Genomic DNA, 6,587 nt, shown 5'->3' with positions numbered 1-6,587 from the left:
GCTAACTAGACAAACTATTAAACTAACAGATAGCCTTTCTAGTACATTTTGTAAAAAATTATCCATACATACTCACCTCCCTTCTATACGTTGGGAGGATAATCTTTTGTATGAACTCCACTCTATAAATTGTAGATTACATCTTCTTGCTACAATTATTATATCATATAATTCTTACATATTTTACCTGTTTATTACTTTTTACGTTATAATCACCTACTTTCAACAAAAAAACACTTACCTAAGTAAGTGTTTTTAATATATTATCTAAAATATTTTCATTTTCTTGTTGTTCTATAAGAATTTCTCTTAATATCTTTACATATTCTTGAAACTTTTCTTCACTATTCTGTTTTAGTTCATATAACGCATTAGCAAATTTCACAAAATATTCTACATCTTCATCAGTTTTTAAATTATATTTATTAAGTAAACTTTCACGCATTGTATTAATCCCCCTCAAAACTAAAATAAACTAAACTAAATTATTTAATACAACTGATAAATTTACTCAATCTTATAAACCACATGATAATTCTTCTTCTCACCTGCAATTTTGACAGGTCTATTATTTTCCTCTATCCAAGTTCTCACCTTATCTATTACACTCTTTGTATATTTATTTACAGTACCAGTCCAAGAACCATTCGTTTCCCAAACTCCTTTTACTTCATTTTCTTCTAAATCAATCTTTTTAATAATTTCACAAACAGCCATCTGAGCTGGTTTATTACTCTTAGAATATATTTTCAGTTTAGACGCTATTTGTTTTGTATCAAAATAATGTTCTTCTTCGTTTATCTCAATCGGTAAATCAATACCTGCCTTTTTATATAATGTTTTAGCTGTTAATAGTTTTGATTTGTTGTCAAATCCTGCATCATCCAATAGTTCTTTTAACATAGATGTACTATTATAAGCTAATTGTAACTTTTCAATCTCACTTGCTTTTTCTCTTAGTTTTTCGGGATTAGCATTATTAGTTATGTATGCACCAGTTTGTCGAATAGCTGGAAGTACTTCATCGCTTATCCAGTCTTGGAACTTCTCTGCTTCTTCTTTTCTTGATTTAAAGATTAATTTATACACTCCACTTTCAGTAAGAAAATTTTCTCCAGCATTATTAAGTTTTCGGATGTCAGTATTACTGATATCCGAATTTCTTAACTTTACAACTTGCTTTTCATTCATAAGTCTTATATTCTCATTAACATTTTTTATGTCTAAACAGTTTGCTACATCTTTTGAGTTGAATAAAATTCTTCCTTCAAATTCAAATACTTCAATCTCTTTTCCTTCAAACATCATTAATTCATTTTTCATAATATTACACTCCTTAATAATTGATTTTTTTTAAGGAATGACGTATACTATAATTGATATACGATAGTATACGTCATAAGGGTTACTCAAACTTTGGTCGGTGGGAGTGACCCTTATTTTTTATTCCTTTTGTTCCAGTTCCTCGTCGATTTTTTCTTCTAGCCATTCTTTCTTGGTTAGATTCTTTTCCTCTAACACTTCATCAAATTTATCTAACTTTTCTTTGTCTAAAAGTACACTAAAACCTCTTTTATCTTTTCGACGATTCTTCATATACTCTGCTCTACTTTTAGTTGCTATTTTATTCACCTCTTTTCTGTAACTCGTTACATTAATAATAACACTGTAACGAGTTACAGTCAAGATATTTTGGAATATTTTTCAAATAAATTTTTATTGAAGCTAATGTCGTAAAACACTACCTCAGATATATCTTTTTTCTAATTATTTTACCCAACCGACCAACTTGAGTAAAATCAATCACTTTAGTTCATTTTTATATTGTATAATTCTCAAAAGTTGTACTTAACAACTTCTAAGTTAGTTAATTTTACTATTTGTACGTTCTAAAGTCAGTTAAACCGATTTTAGAATTAGGTAATTTGAGCAAAACAAAAGCACCTACATGTTTGTAAGTGCCTTATGTATAGTTAATCTAATCCTAGAACTAACTTCTAGCTTCAAATTCTATATCATCAATTAAATTTACATCATTTTTTATATTATTCCAATCATCTAAAAATACATTATAAGTGAGTGTTACATCGACAATAAAGCTTATTCTCACTGAATGTATATCATTCATATCTTTTATATTGTTTACAAATTCTTTAGTAAAGTTTCTACACTCATTTTCATCATTAAACCTAGAATTTTCCACTTGAATACTAACTATATATCCCTCACCTTTTGTTGGGTTTAATATGTTAACATAATATGTTGTTTTATCTTTTAAGTCTTCTGGTATAATAGAGTCTACTTTTGCCTGCATCTCTTGTTTATAAATATCTTCTTTTTCTCTTTCACTAATTATATTTTCTTTTGTAATATTTCCTTCATCTACTTCATTTCTATTTTTTGAATCTCGTATCGCTTGATGAATCATCATTGATACTGTAAATACAATAAGGTATATTAAAAATATTACTAAAATTTTCTTGAACAAACTTAATTTTTTAAATTTTCCCCACATAATATACTCTCCCCTATTAAATTCTTTACTCAAATATAATTCTATCTAAAAATAAGAACTTAGTCTATTGATTTAAAATATTTTGAGCAAAATAAAAGCACCTACCAAAAGTAAGTGCTTCTTTTTTTTTATTTAGTTTTTCTCCACTTAGTTAATATAAAATGCTACAAGTATAAGTGCTATGTTGCTACCAGTTGCTATCTTTACATACCACTTAGTTAATATAAAATTTTTGGAGATTCTTTAGATAGCATAAAAGAAGCTTTCTTTACATACCACATAGTTAATATAAAATCCATATTTTTTGATTGCAGAAGCTGCTTCGGCTGGCTTTACATACCACATAGTTAATATAAAATCTGCGGGTGGGTCGAAACATGACTATAGCGCTTTTCTTGTCTTTACATACCACATAGTTAATATAAAATCCCAAAATAAACTTAGTATTTTTAATACTCACACATATGCAGCTCTCTTAAATTTGCAGTGAGCGGGCAGTAGTGCAATTGATAACACTTATCATACACTCTCAACACCTTACATTTCAACTGTTAATTCCTACTTTGTTACAAATATCGCTCACTGCAAAACTTACATATTTTTATTATATCATAAAATAAAGCTTCTTAAGTATAATTCTTTTTATCTTAACATATTAGTTGAGATTTCCTTTTAACGCCACGAAATCACTATACCACGCACCAGCCTCGCCACAGTTTTTCTCATATTTCTCATAATATTTATACTCATTTTTATCTAAATATTTTATTCCATTTTTGCATGCATCTTTTACCACAAAAAATGCTAATTGCAAGTTTTGTATAGCTTTATATTCAGTTGATTCAGTGCTATATTTATCTTTTAAATCTCCTAACTCTTGCCAACATTTTGAAGCTACATCTCTTCCTGTTGAAAATGTTTTTTGCAACTCAAAAGCATTATTAGATTCTGATGTTTCTTTTATACTAGCAGGAATCATTAAATATATACTTTCGTATGTTTCTAGCTTTTTCACAAGTTCATCTTTTTTAGTTTGTTCTGCTTGAACTTGTTTTTCAGCATTTTCACTATTTTGTTTTTCTTGTGCTAATTTTATAGCCTCTTCATCTTTTTTTTGTTGCTCTGTTTGAACTTTCTCTTCTTCTTGTTTTTTTGTTTCTTCTTCTGATTTTTTTTCAGCATCTTCTTTATCTTTATTGCTAGAAACTTGATTAACTTGAGTAGAATTTTTATCATCTAAACTTCTTGTAAGATAAACAGTCCTAGCACAACTTAATGTTAATAATGCTAAAAAACATCCTAAGACTATTTTGCCTTTATTTTTAGCTTCAATAGATTTTATTAAAAATTCAATTGAAAAAACAGCTAAAGTGATTGGTAAGAAACATATTGCTATAATACCTATAATAACTTTTAAGAAAGCATTTAGACTTTTAAATTTCTGCCACATAAAATTTCCCCCTCATAACTTTACATATTTTAACAATATTATATCATCTATGAAGGGGATTTTTCTAACAATAATTCGACATTATCCAATATCTTGCAATGCTTCTCTTATTCCACTTTCTACTTGAGATAATAGTTCTTGTATCATTTCTTCTTTGTTACCACTATTTTGAACATTGATAGATATTCCGCCTAAATTTATTGTATTTCCATTATTTGAAACTAAACTCTGTGTTTGAGATTCTTTATATTCTTTATCGTTTGAATCCAAAATATTTGTAAATTGTCTAACATTATTTACAACATTAGAGCTACCTACTACTTTTTGAGAAGGAGTTGAACCTAATCCCAACATTTTACCTGTTTGTTCATACAAGCCTATTGCTCGATTTCTTCTAGTATTTGATAAAGGAATGACCATTTCAGCTCCATCCTCTCCACAGATAGAAGTTCTTGTTGCAACTCCACCACCAGCAAAACGGTCTAGTATATTACCCAGTATTCCACCACTACTTTCATTTACGGTTCTTTTAACTGTTGTTTGAGTAGTCTTGACATTAAAAGATGCACTTATCGGTGCTGAAACTGTTGCTCTTACACTATTCCAATAGCTGATAATTTGACTCGACATGGCACTAACTTGGCTTACTACAGAACTATACATAGCAGAAATAGCACTTATAGCTGAACTACTTAAGCTTGTAAAAGATGTTCTAGCTCCATTGTACATGCTACTACACGCAACCCTTACATTTGATGCTAACATATTAAAAGAAGTTGTTGCACCATTATACAAGCTACTTCCAGCTTCTCTGCCTATTTGTGCCAATTGCACAAAACTTTGTTTAGCACCATTGTACATATTAGTCGCTCCTTGCTGAACCGTTGCAGTAGCTTGGTTAAAAGCTGTATCTATGCCACTTGTAAGATTTGAATTATCTATTTGAGGAGTTGCACTATTTACAGCATTTGTTACTCCGTTTTGTGTTGCTGTAGCAAGTTCATTACTTTTTTGCTGTACAACTGGTACTCCTGCTTGTACTCCATTTACTACACCATTTGTCAAATCTGTACCTAATTGTTGCCCTGCCTGTTGCACAGCTGGGTTTTCTTGTGTTAGAGCATTTGCAACCTGTTGATTTGCTTGTTGAGCAGTTTGAGAAGCTGAACCTTGTATTTGACTTGAAGCTTGAGCAAATATACTTCTTATAGTTTCTAGAGCCTGCGGTCCTTCTATCCCTAGATTATTTAGGTTTTCCAAAACTTTACTAGTTTGTGTTTCTATTGGAGTACTAAAATCTACATTAGCAAATACTTGCCCCATATCTCCATCCATTTTCCCTAGAACTTCTTGCATCTGTGGCCCTATTTGGTTTATAGTACCAAGCATATTGCTTATTGCTCCATTTATCCCATCTTGATTAAATCCGATTTTAAATGAATTAAATGTATCACTTAAACCTTGTTTTAAATTTGTAGTATCTAGTGCAGTAGAAGCCTGTGAGAAAATAGTTCTTAATGTGTCTATAGCTTGTGTTCCTTCCAATCCTAGACTATTTAAATTCTTTAATACTTTAGTTTTTTGTGCATCTATAGAAGAATTAAAATCCACTCCTTTGAAAATCTCACTTGCTTTTCCTCCTAAACCTTTTAAGGTTTCTAAAGCTTGTGGACCAGTTGCTTTTAAAGAGTTCAACATTCCTGTTACTCCGTCTTTTAATCCGCCTATATTTGTCCCTTCCTTGAAGGCATTGAAAGCATCACTCATGCCTTGTTTTAAATTATTTGAAGAATCTGCACTATACTTGCTTATAAAATTTAAAGTCTCTTGTATGCTACTTCTGTATTCTTGTGCACTTAATTTACCTGCTTTGAAAGCATCATCTAAATTTTTAGTAATTTTACTTACTTTATCACTTGGTTTCATATCTGCTGTCACACCAGATAGAATTATCGCCATATTATCATTCAATCCTCGTATCATGCTTATTGACTGTTCATCTAATCCTTTTAGACTATTTGTTAATGCTCTAGCTATATCACTAGATTTTCTTTCTGTTACATTTTTAGATTGTTCAAAAGCTGTCGAGAATGCTTTAGTAACACCTTGTAACTCTTTTGAAGTAGACTTTTTTAATAGAGCTGTTGCATTAGAAGTTTCTGAATTTATATCCGATAAAGCTTCTTTTGTATTTGTTTTAATTTCTGCTGTTGTTTTACCAAACAAATTTTTTAATGATGAAGCTTTTTCATCCCAACTCTTATCAGATAACAATATGCCTATTCCTTTTCCAATTCCACCTAACATTATAAGCAAGTTACCTAATGTAAGTTTTATGACTCCACCAATGCTCTCCATTATTGTAGTAATATATTCGCCAAATGAACCAAACCTAGTTTGTAAATCCATTATAGCAATTTTGTTATTGCTTATTGCGACTGTCATTCCTGCAAAAGCTATAACTACAGCTCCTATTATTGCTGTCAAACCAAGAGCAGCCAATTTAGCTGTTCCAAAAACATTAGCTAAAAGACTTAAACTCTTGATTGCACTTCCAAAAGCAAAGGTGGCTTTAAGTATCATAATAGAGGCTATAACAGCACCAATTGTAGGCATTAATAC

At 30.1% G+C, this 6,587-nt stretch carries 5 protein-coding genes and 1 pseudogene; all 6 read right to left on the bottom strand.

The annotated features are described in order from the left end of the window. Positions 1-241: 241 nt before the first annotated feature. On the bottom strand, positions 242-445 hold the full coding sequence (locus KGF39_RS18555; protein WP_021399839.1) for a hypothetical protein: 204 nt from the start codon (positions 443-445) through the stop codon (positions 242-244). A gap of 62 nt (positions 446-507) precedes the next feature. Then, entirely contained in the window at positions 508-1,323 is an 816-nt protein-coding gene (locus KGF39_RS18550; protein ID WP_227823444.1) for a Bro-N domain-containing protein, read from the bottom strand. A gap of 120 nt (positions 1,324-1,443) precedes the next feature. Continuing rightward, positions 1,444-1,632 (bottom strand): virulence factor Srl, encoded by a 189-nt coding sequence (gene srl / locus KGF39_RS18545; protein WP_004454585.1) that lies wholly within the window; start codon positions 1,630-1,632, stop codon positions 1,444-1,446. A gap of 358 nt (positions 1,633-1,990) precedes the next feature. After that, the gene (locus tag KGF39_RS18540) at positions 1,991-2,515 is read right to left on the bottom strand and encodes a hypothetical protein (protein WP_227823443.1); all 525 of its coding nucleotides are present in this window, start codon (positions 2,513-2,515) and stop codon (positions 1,991-1,993) included. 655 nt (positions 2,516-3,170) lie between these two features. Further along, the gene (locus KGF39_RS18535) at positions 3,171-3,965 is read right to left on the bottom strand and encodes a hypothetical protein (RefSeq protein ID WP_227823442.1); all 795 of its coding nucleotides are present in this window, start codon (positions 3,963-3,965) and stop codon (positions 3,171-3,173) included. Positions 3,966-4,046: 81 nt separating this feature from the next. Further along, a pseudogene (locus tag KGF39_RS18530) lies at positions 4,047-6,587 on the bottom strand (phage tail tape measure protein); the annotation flags it as partial.

The sequence above is a fragment of the Clostridioides sp. ZZV14-6345 genome (assembly GCF_020657775.1).
Taxonomy (GTDB): Bacteria; Bacillota; Clostridia; order Peptostreptococcales; family Peptostreptococcaceae; genus Clostridioides; species Clostridioides difficile_D.
This window is presented reverse-complemented; position numbering and strand designations above follow the sequence as displayed.